This window comes from Leptospira bourretii (assembly GCF_004770145.1).
Lineage (GTDB): Bacteria > Spirochaetota > Leptospiria > Leptospirales > Leptospiraceae > Leptospira_A > Leptospira_A bourretii.
On sequence record NZ_RQFW01000010.1, the window covers coordinates 228,228 to 244,280 of the forward strand.

A 16,053-nucleotide genomic window follows, 5' to 3' on the forward strand; every position below is an offset into this window, starting at 1 on the left:
ATTGGATTCTCTTTTTTCTCAAAACAAACAAGTTCCTTTGGCCCATGCTGTTCGACCAAAAAACTGGTCTGAATTTGTAGGGCAAACCCAAGTGGTGCAATCACTTAGGGCAATTTCAAAACCCACCTCAATTTTGTTATATGGACCTCCAGGTACGGGAAAAACAACTTTGGCTCATCTTTTAAGCCAAGGTTGGAGTTTGCAAAAACGTTATTTGAGTTGTGTGACCAGTGGTGTGAAAGAAGTGCGAGAGGTTTTGGATGAAGCCAAACGTCAGGGAACCATAGTTTTATTTTTAGATGAGATCCACCGTTTTTCTTCCTCCCAACAAGATGCCCTTCTTTCCGCTGTGGAGGAAGGTGAAATTATTTTAATAGCAGCAACAACAGAAAATCCAAGTTTTCGGGTCAATAAAGCTCTTCTCTCTCGGATGTTAGTTTACCGACTCACAACTTTGTCAGAAGAAGAAGAAAATTCTATTTTTGAAACTTGCCTTACAAAACTAAATCACAAAGGAAAATTTCCTCCGGACTTAAAAAAAGAACTCTTTCGTAGAAGTTCAGGAGATGCGAGAAAACTCCTTGGGTATCTGGAACGAATTTTAAGTTTTACAGAAGACACGGGAAGTATCGACGAATCTAAGTTAGCTGAAATTTTGGGTGAAAATGTAATTTTTTATGATAAAAACAGTGAAAGTCATTATGATATCATTTCTGCTTTTATCAAATCCCTTCGTGGGAGTGATCCCGATGCCGCTCTTTTTTATTTGGCACTTATGATCGAAGGGGGAGAGGACCCGCTTTTTATCGCAAGAAGGCTTGTGATTTTTGCCAGTGAGGATGTGGGAAACGCCAGTGTTCATGCCCTTCCGCTTGCAATTGCCACTTGGCAGGCCGTGGAACGAGTTGGGATGCCGGAAGGTCGCATTCCCCTCGGGCAATGTACAACGTTTCTTGCCTCTGCACCTAAGTCTAATGCTAGTTATTTGGCAATTGATAAAGCCTTACAACTAGTTCGGGAAAGGAAACGAGAGTTTCAAATTCCAAATCACTTACGCAATGCTCCCACAGCCACCCATAAGAAGGAAGGGGCGGGGAAAGACTACAAATACCCTCATGATTTCCCTGATCATTTCCTGAAAGAACGTTACTTCCCAACCAATTTTTATCCGGAGATTCCACAGTTCTATGAACCTACGAACCAGGGAATGGAAAAGAATGTTAGGGAACAATTGAAGCGTCTCTGGGGAGACCGGTATTGAGAATTTATCTCAAATCGGCCACAAAAATTACAAACGATCGAAATTAACACGAAAACAAAGGGGAAAATCATTCTCATCTTGACAAGCGAACCTAGTCGTGAGAGCATTTTCATACATGGGTTCTGCACCAGATAGTTTTGCGCCAATCCTTCTACAACTTTTGCTCGGAGTCGGTTTCTCCGCTCTGATCCTGACCCTTGCCTTCCTCATCAATCCGAAGAAAAAATCAAAACCCCAAGATACCTTTGAATGTGGGGTTACGTATTATGGTGATGCAAGAGGACTTTTTAATATTAAGTTTTATCTTGTGGCCGTTCTTTTTATTCTCTTCGATATTGAAGCTGTCTTCCTTTATCCTTGGGCAGTGAACTTAATTAGTTTTAAAGAAGCAGGTCTTGGAACTTTCTTCCTCGTGGAGATGTTTTTCTTTTTACTCATACTTGTTGTGGGTCTATACTATATATGGAAAAAGGGAGCTCTGGAATGGGATTAACAGAAACACTATCCAAACCGGGTGAGATGTTTGGCGATATGTTCCAAGTTGCTACTTTGGACAATGTTGTCCAATGGGGACAAAGTTTTTCTCTATGGCCTTATCCTTTTGCAACTGCTTGTTGTGGAATCGAATACATGAGTACCTCTTGTGCCGATTATGACATTGCTCGTTTTGGAGCAGAACGTCCGTCTTTTTCTCCACGCCAAGCAGATATGATTTTGGTTCTTGGAACCATCACTTATAAAATGGCTCCCGTCTTACGTCAGATATACGACCAATTGGCAGAACCTAAATTTGTAATTTCTGTAGGTGCTTGTGCCTCTTCTGGTGGTATGTTTCACACCTACGGTGTGTTACAAGGTGTTGACCGAATCCTTCCTGTGGACGTTTATGTTCCTGGTTGCCCTCCGCGTCCAGAAGCTCTCCTGGATGCCCTAGTCAAACTCCAAAAGAAAGTACAAAACCAAGGATTAGAAGCGAGACGCCAAGAAGTCATGCGAAAAATCCAAGAAATCAACGAACGCAACAAACCTCTCGTAGTGGCATGAAAGAAACAATTACCGAATACTTAAACTCGCGGTTTCCTGAAGTTTTACTCCCGCAAAGGGACATAAACACCAATTTACTTTATTTTACGATCAAAAAGGAATCCCTTCCCACCGTTGTACAGGCGCTAAAGGATCATCCGGAATTTGCATTCACTTATTTGAATGATCTTACCTCCGTCGACTGGCTGGGAAAAAGGGAACCAAGGTTCGAAGTGGTTTACTTACTTCGTTCGCCTAAAAACAAACATTTCCGTTTGCAACTCCGAGTTCCCGTGGGAGAAGGGGAAGAGGTTCCAAGCCTTGTCGGTATTTTTCCTGCAGCCAATTGGCCTGAGAGAGAAGTGTATGACCTGATGGGAATTCCCTTTTCGAACCATCCTCAAATGGAAAGGCTCATTATGCCTGATAACTTTATTGGACATCCACTTCGTAAAGATTATCCGTTAGAGGGACCAGGCCAAGATTATCTCATTGAAGATTTACTCACCATTCATGTGAACGAGGATATTGCCAGTTAGGCGGTAGGAAATCATTATGGTAATGTACGAAAAAACAGCCGAACACTTTGGTCAAAAATTCAAAGACCTACCGGAAGGCCATTTACTGGTTAACTTAGGACCCAGCCACCCCGCCACACATGGAATTTTACAAAACGTAATCCAAATTGATGGAGAACGAGTTGTGGACACAGAATCCGTCATTGGTTACGTCCATCGTTGTTTTGAAAAATTAGGAGAACGTTACGATTACAATCAGTTCTTAGTTTGTACAGATCGTATGAACTATGTATCTACTCCACTCAATAATATTGGTTGGATCCTAACCGTTGAAAAAATGATGCAGATCCAAGTTCCCGATCGTGTTACTTATGTAAGAATGATCATTTCGGAACTTTCTCGGATCATGGATCATATCATTTGTAATGGAATTATGGGTGTGGACCTTGGTGCTTTTTCTGGATTACTCCATTTATTCCATCATAGAGAAAATATTTATCAAATTTTAGAAAAGTTAACGGGCGCTAGGCTCACTACAACATTCTGTCGTGTGGGTGGAATGGAACGTGATATTTATCCCGAATTCCAATCCGAAATCAAAACCATCATCAAAGGTTTAAAACCTGCCTTGGATGAATTCCAAGACCTTCTCATTCGGAATAAAATTTTTAATGAAAGGACCGCAGGGATTGGCGGCCTCTCAGCAGAACGTGCCATTGCCTACGGATTTTCTGGTCCGAACCTTCGTGCGGCCGGTGTTCCTTGGGATGTAAGAAAAGATGATCCTTATATGTTCTATGACAAAGTCGATTTTGATATCCCTGTGGGAGAAGATGGATCGGCCCTCGACAGAACTCTGGTTCGTATGGAAGAAATGCGTCAGTCCATGCGCATCATCGAACAACTGATCGATGGAATTCCAGAAGGACCATATCATGCGGATGTTCCTCACACTTTCCTTCCACCGAAAGATCGTGTGTATCACAATATGGAAGAACTCATTTACCATTTTAAAATCATTATGCACGGAGTGAAGGTTCCTCCGGGAGAATACTATATGTCGACTGAGGCTGCCAACGGTGAACTTGGTTTTTATGTGGTATCAGAAGGTGAAAAATCTCCTTGGAGAGTGCATGTCAGACGTCCTTGTTTTTGGTATTACCAAGCGTTCCCTGAACTTGTCAAAGGGGGCTTACTTGCGGATACCATTGCCACCATGTCTTCACTCAATGTCATTGCAGGGGAGTTGGATTGTTAATGGCTTATCAATTTTCACAAGATTCAGAAAAACGATTCCAGAGGTTGATTCCTCAGTTTCCGAGCAAACGTTCGTTAATTTTGCCATGTCTTTTTTTATTACAAGCTGACAAAGGTTTTGTGGACCAGGAAGGGATGCAATACATTGCAGATCGGATTGGTGATCCGGTATCCCTTGCTCATGTGCATGGGGTTGCTACTTTTTACACCATGTACAACAAAAAACCAGTGGGAAAGTTGCACATTCAAATTTGTGGAAATATCTCTTGTTACCTTGCTGGTTCCGATTCCATCACAGAACATGTATGTTCCAAGTTAGGGATTGAGCCGGGTGAAACCACAAGTGATAAAAAATTTACAGTGGATGAAGTGCAGTGCCTTGGTGCTTGTGGGTTTGGTCCAGTGGCTCAAATCAATGACAAATATTATGAAAACCTAACACCGGAATCTATCGAAGCCATACTTTCCGAATTGGAAAAGCAGGTATAAAATGGGATTAAAAACTCTTCTCACAACACATGTTGGTGCCGCTGATTCTCATACATTAAACCATTACCGGTCTGTCGGCGGATACGAAAGCCAAAAAAAGGCACTGACTGAAATGACCGCCGAACAAATCGTAAACGATGTGAAAAACTCCGGCCTTCGTGGTCGTGGTGGTGCCGGTTTTCCTACCGGAAACAAATGGGGCTTTATTCCAAAAACCGACAAACCCAAATACTTAATTTGTAATGGGGACGAAGGGGAACCGGGAACCTTTAAAGACCGACTTTTAATCGAAAAATTCCCACATATGCTGATTGAAGGGATGGTCATTGCTGCCAAAGCAATCGACTCCCACCAAGGTTATATTTACATTCGAGGTGAGTTCCATAAAGGGATTCGTATCGTCGAAGAAGCAGTCGAAGAAGCATACAAAGCTGGCCTTCTTGGAAAAAATATCTTAGGCCTTGGTTATGATTTTGATTTGGCTGTGTATTCCGGAGCAGGTGCTTATATCTGCGGGGAAGAATCAGCTCTCATCAATTCCCTTGAGGGAAGGAGGGGCCATCCAAGATTAAAACCTCCTTTTCCAGCTGTATCTGGTCTTTATGCATGTCCTACCGTTGTGAACAATGTGGAAACATTTTGTAATGTTCCGCATATCATTCGTATGACGGGAGAAGAATACAAAAAAATCGGAACTGAAAAATCACCAGGAACCAGACTTTTTGCTGTCAGCGGACATGTGAAAAAACCAGGGATTTATGAAGTCGAAATGGGAACTCCCATGAAAGAACTCATTTACGATATCTGTGGTGGGATTAAAAACGATGGAACCCTCAAAGCAGTGATTCCGGGAGGAAGTTCTTCTCCCATTCTCACAGCAGAAGAGGCCATGACTGCCACTATGGATTATGAATCCATAGCTTCCCTCAAATCCATGTTAGGTTCCGGGGCAGTCATTATTCTTTCCGAATCTGCAGATCTTGTGGAAACCACATACCGATTGGCAGAGTTTTATTCACATGAATCTTGTGGGCAATGTACACCTTGTCGTGAAGGTACACATTGGGTAAAAGACCTTCTCCATAAAATTAAAGTCGGAGAAGGAACAGAAAAAGATGTAGAACTCATTTTTTCTTTGTCTAGGAATATGGAAGGTGGAACCACCATCTGTCCGTTAGCGGATGCTTGTGTTATGGCAGTCCGTCCTACGATGACAAAGTTTAAAGGGGAGTTCTCTGCTCGATTGAAAAAGGAAGTGAGCAACTCTCACTAAAGGTCATCGAAACAATATGGACTGGGCTCTAATACTTGCTTGGGGAATTAAAATCCTCTCATTATTTTTTATCATTTTAACGGGTGTGGCCTATTACACACTCGCCGAACGTAAGTTTGCTGGTTTTATCCAGGATCGTCCGGGTCCCAACCGTGCCGGAATTTTTGGACTATTCCAACCTCTTGCTGACGGAATCAAATTCATCGCTAAAGAAGAAATTTTCCCAAAAAACGTATCCAAAGGGATGTATCTTTTGGCTCCCACCATCTCCATGACTTGTGCCATTATGGCCTGGGCTGTGATTCCTTTTGGGGGAAGTCTTCCGGCACCGGAGTGGCTTGCCGCTCTTACTGGTGTGACAACGATTGATTTACAAATTGCCAATCCCGATTCAGGGGTATTGTACATGCTTGCCATCTCTTCCCTTTCTGTGTATGGGATTATGATTGCAGGTTGGTCCAGTAACAACAAATACTCGTTACTCGGTGGGGTTCGTTCTACGGCTCAGATGATTAGTTACGAACTTCCTATGGGACTTTCCATTGTTGTGATTGTGATTATGACTGGATCGCTCAAACTAACAGACATAAGTGATTCCCAAAAAGAAATGTGGAATATTTTGTCTCCCCCGGGGTTTGTTGCCTTTTTTATTTATGTGACTGCGATGTTTGCCGAAACCAATCGACTTCCCTTTGACCTTGCGGAAGCGGAATCGGAGTTGGTTGTAGGTTTTCATACAGAATATGGGGCTTTTAAGTTTGCCCTTTTCTTTTTAGCCGAATACATGAATATGATCACCATGTCTTGTCTTACCACCTTACTCTTTTTTGGTGGATACAATGTTCCGTTTCAATTGGGTGCCGGTTCTCCCTACCAAGCATTTTATGGACTTGGGTTTTTCATTTTAAAAGTTTTGTTCTTTGCCTTTTTGTTTATTTGGGTTCGTTGGACCCTCCCTCGTTTTCGTTATGACCAACTGATGAAACTGGGTTGGAAAAAAATGATCCCTTGGGGACTTTTTGCAGTGATGTTTGCGGCCATTTACACTGTTTATTGGAAAGAAGGATGGATGAAATTATTTATATGAACATAGAATCTTCTCCTTCTTTTTTATTATTTATTTTTTTTGGAACAGTGACTGTGGTGACTGCCCTTAGTGTCATCTTCCAAAAAAATCCTGTGGTTTCGGCAGTATCTCTTGTTTTTACATTCTTTGCACTCGCAGGAATCTATGGAATTTTGGGGGCTTTGTTTATCGCCACCATGCAGGTGTTAGTATACGCCGGAGCCATTATGGTTCTCATTGTTTTTGTTTTGATGTTACTTTCTCAAAGAGCAGAAACTTTGTCTCGGTATAGAAAACATCCAATCCGTTTGGTTTTACTTTCCGTGTTTGCTTTAGGTTTTTTCTTTTTGTTGTATAGTGCACTCACAACTGGAGTTCCTCATTCAGACCAAAAAGGAAAAGGATATGAACTTTCCGAGTATTCCTTTCCCATCCAAGGGACAGGGACAATCAATGCAAAAGGGAATGTGGCCACTGTCGGTGCTTCGACTTATTTGGACTATTTACTTCCTTTTGAAATGATCTCTATCTTACTTCTCGTGGCAGTTCTCGGGGCAGTGATCCTTGCCAAAAAAAGACTCACGGAAGTAGAACAAACCAAGGACAACGTTTTATGAACCAATTCATTAATGACATTCCTGTTTCCTACATATTAGGCCTTGCTGGAATTTTATTTTCCATTGGTGTTCTTGGAGTCCTCATCCGAAGAAACATCGTCATCATCTTTATGTCAGTGGAACTCATTTTAAATTCAGTGAATTTAGTTTTTGTTACCTTTTCCAAAGCCCTTTCCCATATCTCCGGGGAAACCATTGTTTTCTTTGTGATGGCAATTGCTGCGGCAGAAGCGGCTGTGGGGCTGGCACTTGTGATTGCCATTTTCAGGCATAAAAAATCCACCAATGTGGATGAACTCCAATCGATGAGATGGTAATCCTATGTTAGATTTATTCCCGTTAGTTGTCCTTCTTCCTCTTCTTGGTTTTTTACACAACGGTCTTTTAAAAGATCGGATCCCTCATCGGTTTGCCGGTGCCATTGGGACCTTGGCTGTGTTCATTCCTTTTCTTATCACCTTAGGTGCGTTTAACGAATTTCGGCCAATGGAAAGAACGGCACCACACTTGGTTCCTGTTTTTGACTGGATCGTTGTCGGTAATTTTAAATCTTCTTTTGGTTACCAAATCGACCAACTCTCTCTTTATATGACTCTGATCATCACAGGTATTGGATCTCTCATCCATTTGTACTCGATGGGTTATATGAAAGGGAATGCGGGATATAACCGATTTTTTGCCTATTTGAATTTATTCATATTTTGTATGTTAAACTTGGTATTAAGTGACAACCTAGTGCTTACCTTTCTTGGTTGGGAAGGAGTTGGTTTATCTTCTTATTTACTGATTGGGTTTGACTACGATAAAAGTTCTGCAGCCGAAGCGGGGATGAAAGCATTCATCCTAAACCGAATTGGTGACGTTGGTTTTATTTTAGGCACGGGATTCTTGTTTTGGTTAGGTGGTAGTTTACAATACTTACAACTCCAAACCAATTTAAGTGAGATGAGTGAGTTTGCAAATTATGCAAATATTGTAGCACTTTTTTTCTTTGTTGCAGCTATGGGTAAGTCAGCTCAAATTCCCTTGTATGTTTGGTTGCCTGATGCGATGGCAGGACCCACGCCGGTTTCTGCTCTCATCCATGCGGCGACAATGGTAACGGCGGGGATATTTCTCATTGCTAGACTTAACTTTGTATTTTTACTCGCACCGGAAACTTCTCTTTTCATCGCCATCATTGGGGCAGTGACCGCACTTTTTGCCGCCACCATTGGAACTTTGCAAAACGATATCAAAAAAATTCTAGCTTACTCAACAGTTTCACAACTTGGATTTATGTTTCTTGCCATGGGTAGTATGAGTTATGTGGCAGGACTTTTCCACTTAATGACACATGCCTTTTTTAAAGCCTTATTGTTTCTTGGTGCAGGTTCAGTGATTCACGCCCTCCACCACGAACAAAACATCAAACATATGGGTGGACTTTTCGGAAAAATCAAAATTACATCTTTTACTTTTTTACTGGGAACTCTTGCCATTGCAGGATTTTTTCCTTTCTCTGGATTTTTCTCAAAAGATTTAATTTTAGAAAAGGCCTACACCTACGGTGCGTTTGGTTCTATCCTTTGGACAATGGGCATTGTAGCTGCCTTTTTCACTTCGTTTTATATGTTCCGACTTGTCTTTGTTGTATTCTTTGGAAAAGACAACACGGACTCACATCACAAAGTTCATGAATCTCCTTGGACAATGACCTTGCCACTTGTGATTCTTGCGACAGGTGCCGTGGTTGCCGGTTTTTTACAGACCCCACATTTCTTTTTACATATTGATGCGTTAGAAAGATTTTTTGCTCCTGTATTGTCAAAAGGGTATGAATTGGCTTCTCTTCAGGGAACTTTAGCGGAACACAAGACTCTGGTTCATGACGTAGAACTTTCATTAGCTGGGTTTTCTGTCTGTATTGCCACCATTGGACTAATCCTCGCTTTTTTTCTCTACCAAAGAAAACCAAGTCCGATTTTGGAAGAACATACAGGATTTCGAAAGATCCTTTTTCATAAATACTATATCGATGAAATCTATGATTTTCTATTTGTGAGGCCCTTTCTTTTTTTATCAAGAGGAGTGGCTTTCTTTTTTGATACCAAGATCCTCGATCGATTCTTTTTGGGAATTGGTGGGAGTTTTGGTGTGATTGCCAATGGTTTACGAAGGCTCCAATCAGGATTTATTGGCGATTACGCCTTGTATGTTGTCATTGGTACATTTTGTATTTTAGTGTATCTATTAACGAGGGGGGTGTAAGGTGCCGGAACAAATTTTATCGATCATTATCTTTTTACCAATTCTATCCTCTTTACTCATTGTATTCCAAAAACGAGTAGGGGCAGTTGTTGTCATCTCGGCACTTTCGTCTGCATTTACAACCATCCTCTCCGTAGGGCTCTTTTTCTTTTTTGATTCCACTAAGTCAGGATTACAATTTGTGCATTGGATTCCTGATTGGATTCTTTCTGGCAAACTCAGTGTTGACTACCATGTAGGTCTTGATGGGATTTCCCTTCTTTTATTTGCCTTAACTGCCTTTATGTTTTTTCTTTCGAGTATTGCCTCTTGGTCCAATATTCCTAAAAAAATCAAAGAGTTCCATATTTGTTTACTTGTTTTGGAAACAGCAGTCCTTGGGGTTTTTGCTGCCGGTAACCTTGTCCTTTATTATGTTTTTTGGGAACTTATGGTATTACCGATGGTTCTGATGATTGGAATTTGGGGTGGGGAAGAAAGAACCAAAGCTGCTTTAAAATACTTTTTATTTTCTATGGCCGGTTCCTTGTTTATGTTAGGTGGTATACTCACCCTTTATTTCAAAACAGGAAAAACATCGATTGAGTCCTTGTCGACAGCAAGTCTTGGAATGTATTCCGAACCCTTGCAATGGTTTTTGTTTTTTAGTTTTTTTCTAGCATTTGCGATCAAAATCCCACTTTTCCCTTTCCATACTTGGATGCCGGATGTCCATACACAGGCGCCTACTGTTGGTTCGGTGGACTTGGCAGGTGTATTACTCAAAATCGGGGCTTATGGTTTCATTCGGTTTTGTATTCCTTTTTTTCCAGAACCAAGTTTACTTTCTCAAAATTGGGTCCAAATCCTTGCTGTCATCGGTATTGTGTACGGTTCAATGGCTGCCCTTGTCCAAACAGATATCAAACGTATCATTGCTTATAGTTCCCTTTCTCATTTGGGATTTTGTATCTTGGGTCTCTTCTCTTTTACAAACGAAGGAGTTGTGGGTGGGATGTTACAAATGGTATCTCATGGTGTATCCACTGGGATGATCTTTCTTATGATCGGGATGATTTATGAAAGAGCTCATACAAGAAACATTGCCGAGTTCGGTGGACTTGCAGGTCAGATGCCTGTGTTTTCTACTTTTTTTCTCATAGCGGTTCTATCTTCTGTGGGTCTTCCGGGAACCAATGGATTTGTGGGTGAGTTTCTCATCCTTATGGGAGCCATCAAATCCAATATTTGGCTCGGTGGCATTGCCGCAACAGGTGTGGTTCTTGGAGCTCTTTATTTACTCTGGTTTGTAAAACGTTTCCTATTTGGTGTGAGTAAAACCATCCAAGCAAAACCATATAAAGATCTAACATTTAGAGAAGTGGGAATTTTATCTCCTTTGGTTCTTTTTATCTTTTGGATTGGAATTTATCCAAAACCATTTTTAGAAATTTTACAATCTTCCTCCAATGTATATTTGAATTCAGCATCCGTACAATCCATAACAGAAAGAAAGGACATTCAAAAAGATTTCCTGGGTGGAAATGTAAGTCGGCAGTTTTCTGATTATTCAAGTTTAGGAAAAGAACCTTTGTCTTTTGAAGAAAGGTTGGGGTCTTTTCAATCGAAGTATGCACTTCCTACTTTTCTTTCTGTGAAAGAAAACAAACCGAATTTGAACGAAAACTTGGAAAATTTAGAAAAGTCCATTGAGTCTGATTTTGACTTGGAACCAATCCAAAAAGAGAAAATAGGAAACTAACCCATGTCATATACTCCTTCCTCAAATGATTTAATAGCAATCTCTCCCATGTTGATTTTATGTGGAGTGGCTTTACTTTCTCTGGTTGTTCAGTTTCTTGTTCCGAAAGAGGATGATTCCAAACCACTATGGATACTTTCGGTTCTAGGAATTCTTGGCGCTATGTATGCTCTGTATCATACAACAGGATCTCCTGGGTATGGCAAATTTTTTGGATCACAGATCTCCCTAAGTCCCCTTACGGTTTGGCTGAGTGCAATTTATTTGATTGCGGGTCTTATCACTTTACTCATTGCTCCACCATTTCTTGCACAACACAAAACATTGTTTCCTGAGTTTTTTCCCCTTCTTCTTTTTTGTTTGTCAGGGATGATGTTTCTTACTTCTGGATATGATTTTATTGTCATCTTTGTTGGATTAGAAATCCTTTCCCTTGCTCTCTATGTGATGATCGGAATGGCTCGTTCTTCTGTGTCTTCTTTAGAAAGTGCCATGAAATACTTTTTACTCGGAACCTTTAGTTCTGGGTTTATGTTACTAGGAATTGCTTTTTTATATGGTGGTTCAGGAACCACAAACCTAGACGGAGCACTGCGTGGGTTGTTTCTAAAAGGATATGAATCCAATTTTTCAAAGTTAGGATTTGGACTTTTTTTGGTGGGAGTGTCTTTTAAAGCGGCTCTTGTTCCATTTCATTCCTGGACACCTGATGTGTATGAAGGTGCACAAACACCCATAACTGGTTTTATGGCAAGTGCGGGAAAGGCATCGGCACTTGGGCTAATGATTGTATTATTCAATCATATCCCTGTAGGGGAGATGGGAGATTCATGGAAGGTTTTAATGGGAGTGATTGCCCTTGTTTCCATGACTTGGGGAAATATTGTAGCTCTCAAACAAGAGAATCTCAAACGAATGTTAGCTTACTCTTCAATTTCTCATGCTGGATATATTGTGGCAGGGATTGCTTGTGGGGCGGGCCTCGAAGCCTTGTATTATCTATTTTCTTATTCTTTATTAAATTTAGCTGCTTTTGCCATCATTTCCTATTTGGAACAAGGCAAACATGAAGTGACCGTCAATGGGATTGCCCATTTGAGCGCAGAACATCCGTTAACAGCTCTTTCTCTTTCCATTATCTTTTTAGCATTTGCTGGCTTTCCGCCCCTCATTGGATTTTGGACCAAACTTTTCCTTTTGCAAAAAATTGCAGAATCGGATTTATTATTCAATCGTTTCCTTCTTTTTGGGGCAGTGGCAAACTCTTGTGTGGCCTTCTACTACTACATGAAAATCACCATCCAATCCTATATGAAACAAGAGACGGGAGCTGTGGCAGGTGTTCGTGACCTTCCGAATATGCCAACCCTAGGATTTTTGGTATTTCTTTTGAGTTTGTTTTTTACAGTGGGTTGGGTCTTTTTCCAACCAGGCGCACTGTTATAGGTCGTTAAATCTGCTATAGCAGAAATACTTCTAGGATAGCGAAAAACGAATTGATTCGTGCAAAGGGATCTAGAGGCTTGTCCATAAGTAGGTAATTCGCATGGCAACCATTCTAAGAAAGACAGAAACTCTAAAGGATCCTGTAGCAATGAAAGATTTCCTTGGTGCCAAGGGACTCGTTTATGAATTCTATAAAACACCTGAAACTTTGGATCTCATCCTTGCTCAAAAGGGCTTAAATGATGCGGAAAAAGCAGAAGTCCTCTCCGGATTGGAATATCGATTTGACCAACTAAAGAAAGAACATGGTTATAAGGCCAATGATCTTGTTGTCCTGCATGACGAAGTTCCTGGAATCCAAGACATGTTAGCAAAATTTGACAAACTTCATATCCATACGGATGAAGAAGTCCGTTATATCATAGATGGAAGTGGGATTTTCGGATTCATCATTGATGGAGAAAGATTCGAAGTACATGTGAGTAAAGGTGATTTCATTTCGATCCCTGCCAATACCAACCACTGGTTTACCCTCGACAAAAACTTAAGAATCAAAGCAGTTCGTTATTTTAAAGACAATTCAGGATGGACTCCTGTTTATGTGGATGAATCAAAAGTTTTAATCAATGTTTGATGGAGGAAAGAATCTCTTCTCTTTTGAAGGGATTCCAACTTGCAAAAAAAAAGAAACCTTAGAGAGTTTCTAATCGTTTGCTTATTTTTTTTTTAGATTGATACAGCAGGGTTCTCTGCCGTGATTCCAAACCACTCGACGATAAATTGAAGAGTGGTCCTTCCTTGGTAAAAATTCTCTTCCAAACTTCCTACCAAATCAAAACTTCCATGTTCTGACATAAACTTTTGGAATTCTTCACCCTTGTTCCAAATCATATACTTTAAGGAACCACTCCCAATCAAATGGAATCGAACATGTTTTCCTCCACTGAGTGGAGTTAGGTGGATTGCCTTTGCATTTTTAATCGCAAGTTTGATATCTGGATTTCCTTGGCCAAAGGGTTCGAGGTCTTTCCATTCCTTGAGTAACCTTTCTCCGATTTCTTCGGCGAGAACAGTAAAATCCGTATCAATGGAATGGACATTTGGTTTATCTTTGTCAACAGAAAGCCAATTTTTAGCAGCCGTATACAATGCCGATTCAAAGGCCGGGATTTGATCGATTTTGATAGAAAACCCTCCCGCTTCCGGGTGCCCACCGAAGTGTAGAAAATGGTCGGCGAGAGATTCTAATAGTTCTAATACATTTTCGGGGCCATAGGAACGAATGCTTCCTCTCGCATCACCATTGTCAGGTGCAAGAAAAATGGCAGGTTTTTTATAAGTATCCACCATCCTTGTGGCTACAATTCCGCTGACCCCAGGTTCCATATCTGGTTCATAACAAAACACAAGTTCGTGCGAGGTTCTTTCTGGTTTTCTTAGAAAATAACGTTCGACGCGGTCCATATTGCGTTTGGTTCTTTCTTTTCTTTCTTCATTGATGGAAAGGAGTTGTTTGGCCTTTGTTTTTGCCTCTGTAGTTGTTTCCGATAATAATAAAGAAACAGCTTCTTCCGTTTTTCCCATTCGGCCTGCCGAATTTAGGACGGGGCCTATCGACCAACCTAAATCTTTTGTGGTCACACCTTGGGGGCTTAGTTTCAGTTCTTTTAATAGTTCCGATAAACCTTTTCTTTTTTTATCACCAACATAGAGTTTGGTAAGCGAGTTTAAGGCAAGTTTGACAAAATGCCTATTTTCACCCACAAGGGGCATCATATCGGTAATGGTTCCAATTCCGGCAAGGTCTGTTTCTTCTTCTAATCCAGAAAAAAACTCAGGGATCTTGGAACATTGGTAAAAGAAAAGTTTTCTTTCTTCATCCACTGGGACCTTCGTGGCAAAGTCCTCCGGGTAAGGGGATATTGAACTTTCATCTAATGATAGTGAGGTGAAAGTTTCATTTGTCAGTTTGATTCCATTCTGAAAATAAGTGATTTGGTTTTGTCCGGTTTCTTCTTTAAACTCAATTTTTTTATAAACTTTTCCAAATTCATCACTTTGTCGGAATAAAATGGCAGATACTAATTTAAAGGAAAGCACTGCCGTGCAGATTTTTTTTTCAGGGTATAGGGAGTCTGTCCTTCTCGGATTCACCAAAGCACAGTTTGTTGGGATACGAACGGGAACTTCATGGTGGTCAAGAACAATTACCTTAATTCCTGTATTCGTAAGTTCTTCGATTTCATCGGCCTGGCTTGAGCCAAAGTCCAGTGTCACAAGAAGGTCAGGTTTTGCTTTTTTTATTTTTACGAGGGCTTCTTTACAAAGTCCGTAAGGATCACTTTCGGAAGAAACCATCACTTCTAAATTGATGGAAGAAAAGCTTGGATGGGATTTTAAAAAGAATGCTAGTAAACAAGTGGAACTCACTCCATCAGAATCCCTATCACCATAGAGGAGGATTTTTTTTCCATCTTTCACAAATGAGAGAAGTAGTTCTACTGCCATAGAAAGATCGGGAAGGGAGAAGGGGGAATGCAAACAAGAAAAGTCAGAACTTAGCAGTTCTTTGGGGTGAATGTTGCGAAGGCCCTCTCTTTTATCGACTAAGTAACGTAAGAGGGGGCGTTTGGAATCAACTTTGGTTCGAACTTCGGAAAGTAATGGCCCGAAGTGAACCTTGGTTACATGATGCAATTGCCAATAATTTTGGAACCGAATTCTACTTCGAGTCCCGGTGTTTTGATATCTCCAACGACCTTACCATTTTTTTTCAGTTCTACCTTTTCTTTTGCATCAACGTTTCCTTTTAGGTTTCCTTGCACCACAAGGCTTCCTACTTCCACATCGGCTTCTACGTCACCTGTTTCATCAATGATGAGTTTGCCTTGAGAAGTGATTGTGCCTTTGAACTGACCTTTGATTTTTAGTGTTTGGTTGAAGGAAAGGGTTCCGCGAAACGTAATGTCGTCGCTAATGATGGTGTCTATAGATTCGTCTTTCATCGGTAGGGATAGTCTTGTTTGACTCACGTGTTTTGGCAACTACACAAGTATTTGTCATCAAAAGGAAATGGAAAAAAGTTCATATTTCCGGGGTTTTCACTTGAGTC

The 16,053-nt window shown here is 40.8% G+C and carries 16 protein-coding genes; 14 read left to right on the forward strand and 2 right to left on the reverse strand.

The annotated features are described in order from the left end of the window. Position 1: 1 nt before the first annotated feature. The 14 genes from EHQ47_RS06015 to EHQ47_RS06080 all read left to right on the forward strand — a co-directional run bounded on the left by EHQ47_RS06015 (position 2) and on the right by EHQ47_RS06080 (position 13,575). Positions 2 to 1,261 carry a replication-associated recombination protein A gene (locus tag EHQ47_RS06015; RefSeq protein ID WP_135747255.1) on the forward strand — a complete coding sequence of 420 codons (1,260 nt, stop codon included), beginning with the start codon at positions 2 to 4 and terminating at the stop codon, positions 1,259 to 1,261. Positions 1,262 to 1,376: 115 nt separating this feature from the next. Continuing rightward, positions 1,377 to 1,754, forward strand: a complete 378-nt coding sequence (locus tag EHQ47_RS06020) for an NADH-quinone oxidoreductase subunit A (RefSeq protein WP_002981657.1) — start codon at positions 1,377 to 1,379, stop codon at positions 1,752 to 1,754. Beyond that, positions 1,745 to 2,305, forward strand: coding sequence for an NADH-quinone oxidoreductase subunit B (locus EHQ47_RS06025; RefSeq protein WP_135692935.1), 561 nt, complete (start codon positions 1,745 to 1,747; stop codon positions 2,303 to 2,305). The genes EHQ47_RS06020 and EHQ47_RS06025 overlap by 10 nt, the downstream gene beginning before the upstream one ends. Next, complete coding sequence (locus tag EHQ47_RS06030) at positions 2,302 to 2,823, forward strand: NADH-quinone oxidoreductase subunit C (RefSeq protein ID WP_135747256.1); 522 nt, start codon at positions 2,302 to 2,304, stop codon at positions 2,821 to 2,823. The genes EHQ47_RS06025 and EHQ47_RS06030 overlap by 4 nt, the downstream gene beginning before the upstream one ends. 16 nt (positions 2,824 to 2,839) lie before the next feature. Further along, complete coding sequence (locus EHQ47_RS06035) at positions 2,840 to 4,060, forward strand: NADH-quinone oxidoreductase subunit D (protein ID WP_196795764.1); 1,221 nt, start codon at positions 2,840 to 2,842, stop codon at positions 4,058 to 4,060. After that, on the forward strand, positions 4,060 to 4,548 hold the full coding sequence (locus tag EHQ47_RS06040; protein WP_135692937.1) for an NADH-quinone oxidoreductase subunit NuoE family protein: 489 nt from the start codon (positions 4,060 to 4,062) through the stop codon (positions 4,546 to 4,548). The genes EHQ47_RS06035 and EHQ47_RS06040 overlap by 1 nt, the downstream gene beginning before the upstream one ends. A gap of 1 nt (position 4,549) precedes the next feature. Then, positions 4,550 to 5,821, forward strand: a complete 1,272-nt coding sequence (gene nuoF / locus EHQ47_RS06045) for an NADH-quinone oxidoreductase subunit NuoF (protein ID WP_135747257.1) — start codon at positions 4,550 to 4,552, stop codon at positions 5,819 to 5,821. 16 nt (positions 5,822 to 5,837) lie between these two features. Then, positions 5,838 to 6,908 (forward strand): NADH-quinone oxidoreductase subunit NuoH, encoded by a 1,071-nt coding sequence (nuoH, locus tag EHQ47_RS06050; protein WP_135692939.1) that lies wholly within the window; start codon positions 5,838 to 5,840, stop codon positions 6,906 to 6,908. Next, positions 6,887 to 7,504: an NADH-quinone oxidoreductase subunit J family protein gene (locus EHQ47_RS06055; protein WP_135776777.1), complete on the forward strand. Its 618-nt coding sequence runs from the start codon at positions 6,887 to 6,889 to the stop codon at positions 7,502 to 7,504. Before nuoH ends, EHQ47_RS06055 begins: the two co-directional genes overlap by 22 nt. Further along, complete coding sequence (gene nuoK, locus EHQ47_RS06060; protein ID WP_100742534.1) at positions 7,501 to 7,821, forward strand: NADH-quinone oxidoreductase subunit NuoK; 321 nt, start codon at positions 7,501 to 7,503, stop codon at positions 7,819 to 7,821. Before EHQ47_RS06055 ends, nuoK begins: the two co-directional genes overlap by 4 nt. 4 nt (positions 7,822 to 7,825) lie before the next feature. Continuing rightward, positions 7,826 to 9,754: an NADH-quinone oxidoreductase subunit L gene (gene nuoL, locus EHQ47_RS06065; protein WP_135776778.1), complete on the forward strand. Its 1,929-nt coding sequence runs from the start codon at positions 7,826 to 7,828 to the stop codon at positions 9,752 to 9,754. Position 9,755: 1 nt separating this feature from the next. Then, complete coding sequence (locus tag EHQ47_RS06070) at positions 9,756 to 11,495, forward strand: complex I subunit 4 family protein (protein WP_135747261.1); 1,740 nt, start codon at positions 9,756 to 9,758, stop codon at positions 11,493 to 11,495. 3 nt (positions 11,496 to 11,498) lie between these two features. After that, the gene (locus EHQ47_RS06075) at positions 11,499 to 12,941 is read left to right on the forward strand and encodes an NADH-quinone oxidoreductase subunit N (RefSeq protein WP_135747262.1); all 1,443 of its coding nucleotides are present in this window, start codon (positions 11,499 to 11,501) and stop codon (positions 12,939 to 12,941) included. Positions 12,942 to 13,041: 100 nt separating this feature from the next. Next, a complete protein-coding gene (locus tag EHQ47_RS06080) occupies positions 13,042 to 13,575 on the forward strand; it encodes a cupin domain-containing protein (RefSeq protein WP_135776779.1) in 534 nt (177 codons plus the stop codon). 92 nt (positions 13,576 to 13,667) lie between these two features. On the opposite strand, the gene recJ is transcribed toward EHQ47_RS06080, so the two are convergent. Both recJ and EHQ47_RS06090 read right to left on the reverse strand, forming a co-directional pair. Further along, a complete protein-coding gene (gene recJ, locus EHQ47_RS06085) occupies positions 13,668 to 15,638 on the reverse strand; it encodes a single-stranded-DNA-specific exonuclease RecJ (protein ID WP_135776780.1) in 1,971 nt (656 codons plus the stop codon). After that, positions 15,626 to 15,946 (reverse strand): bactofilin family protein, encoded by a 321-nt coding sequence (locus tag EHQ47_RS06090; RefSeq protein ID WP_135692947.1) that lies wholly within the window; start codon positions 15,944 to 15,946, stop codon positions 15,626 to 15,628. The genes recJ and EHQ47_RS06090 overlap by 13 nt, the downstream gene beginning before the upstream one ends. Between the last annotated feature and the right edge of the window lie 107 nt (positions 15,947 to 16,053).